The following is a 2,258-nucleotide window of genomic DNA, read 5'->3' on the forward strand; positions in this document are numbered from 1 at the left end:
TGAGAAACCGGATAAAGCCAGTATTTACCTTTCAAAATTCGCCCGGCTGGTCAGGAATATCCTGGATAATTCAACGGAAGAATTTGTCGCTCTTGAAAAGGAAATCAATACCATCGAAAACTACCTTGAACTGCAAAAAGTAAGGTACGCCGGAAAATTTGATTATAAAATTGAAATTGCTGATGCGATCGATACTGAGACTATGATGATCCCGCCCATGCTGGCCCAGCCGTTCATTGAGAATGCGATTGAGCACGGCATCAAGCACAGAGATACGCCGGGACAAATCGACATCCGTTTCAGCTTTAAAGATCACACTCTTGTTTTCGAAGTGGAAGATGACGGGGTGGGACGTCAGAAAGCCCGTGAGATAGAAATCAGACTGGAACCGGACCACAGGAGCATGGCCACGTCACTCACCTGCGAGCGTCTGGCCAATCTTAACCGGAAGCTTAAAAGGAAGATCATACTTGAGATCATCGACTTAAAAAATTCTATAGGTGAAGCATGTGGTACCAGAGTTGTGTTCGGTGTTCCGGTGAGGGAGTAGGCAGTCGGCAGTCACCATACATGACAGCGTAGCATAATGACCATACATGACAGCGTAGCATAATGACAATACATGACAGCGAAGCGTAATGACCATTAAACATCCTCTTTTTCTTTTTTTTATCTTTTTTTTGAATCTTTTGGCTACTAGCCAGATCCCGGGCATAACCAGGCAGCAGACAGTCGACAGCTTGTTTACCCTGCTTCCGGATGCTAATGGAACCGGGAAGGTGGATGTCATGAACCAGCTTGCACTTCAGCTGGCTCCGCGCAGTTTCGATTCCAGCTTCCTATATGCCACTCAAGCTCTCAGTATGTCGAAACAATTGAACTATCCCTTTGGGAAAGGAATAGCCACCTTTAATCTGGGAAACAGCTATTACTTCAAATCCGATATAAAAAATGCCCTGACGAACTACCTTTCTGCATTGCGACTGCTTGAAGCTTTCGAACCCGCAGGAGAGATTGGTGATCTTCTTTACCAGATAGGTTCTATACATGAATATGTGCGCAATACCGAAAAGATGTTTGACTACTATAATCGCGCCGCCAGGAATTATTTCACTATTGGTGATACTTCAGCAGCCATGTTAATCTATCTGACAATCGGCGGTTCCTATTTCTTTAAACTAGAGACTTTGGAACAAATTGACACGCTTACTTCCGAAGAGGTAAATATAATGATGGACAGTGCCATCAAATATAATGATATTGTTCTTAAATATTATCTCATTCCTCACTCGGATTATAAATGGATGCCTGTCGAAGGATGGTTAGCCAATATTTATGCTTATCATGGATGCTACTATCTGGTTAAAGGTGATTCCATGGCGCTGGATTATTACCTTAAAGCGCTGGAAAATGCCAGAGCTATTGAAGATGCCAATTTGAGGAATTTCATGGAAGGATTGATGTGCTCGAACCTGGGTTATCAGTATTATTTCCTGTTGAAAGATCCCGACAAGGGCTTCAAATATGCCAAAGCAGCTGAAGCACTGCTAAAAAACTCAGAACGCTGCGACATATATGCTCTGGCTTTATTAAACCTCGGCAAAATAGAAATGGACAAGGGCCATTTCCGGAGTTCTAAACAGTATTCATTCCAGGCGCTGAACTATTGCGATACTTTCCTTCTCAAGATTGACAGGATTACCGAACCCGATCCCACTTTCAGGTTAGCGGCCGTGACGCAAATGCGCTATTTTAGGGTAGAGCTATACAGCGGTATGGTCAAGTTATATGAGTCGACAGGTGATTTTGAAAATGCGCTATTGTATCAGAAAAAGCTGGAAGAAGAAAAGAATTTACAAGCCCGGGATGAACTGTCCAGGCAAATTATCGGTCTGGAGGCAGACTATGAAGATGAGTTACAAAGGCAGGAAATCGCCGGATTGGTCAGGGACAACGAACTCCGGCGTTTAAAACTAAATCAGACCAGGATTTTATTTGCAGGTATTGGCGGTACGGGGCTGATTGTCTTGTTGATTGTCATTATCTGGATTCAACGCAAAAGGTTCGGGTCGGACAGGAAAGCGCTCGTTCTTGAACAAAAGCTCCTCCGCTCCCAGATGAATCCCCACTTCCTCTTCAATGCGCTTTACAGCATCCAGAATTTCATCGTCACTGAGAAACCGGATAAAGCCAGTATTTACCTTTCAAAATTCGCCCGGCTGGTCAGGAATATCCTGGATAATTCAACGGAAGAATTT

Annotated in this window: 2 protein-coding genes; both read left to right on the plus strand. The window is 43.8% G+C overall.

Annotated elements, in window-relative coordinates:
* Nucleotides 1-550: histidine kinase (locus NT175_07190; GenBank protein ID MCX6234495.1), on the plus strand; the 550-nt coding region annotated here is incomplete at its 5' end.
* 88 nt (nt 551-638) lie between these two features.
* A partial coding sequence (locus NT175_07195) for a histidine kinase (GenBank protein MCX6234496.1) occupies nt 639-2,258 on the plus strand: 1,620 nt, incomplete at its 3' end.

This window comes from Bacteroidota bacterium, from assembly GCA_026391695.1.
Lineage (GTDB): Bacteria > Bacteroidota > Bacteroidia > Bacteroidales > JAGONC01 > JAPLDP01.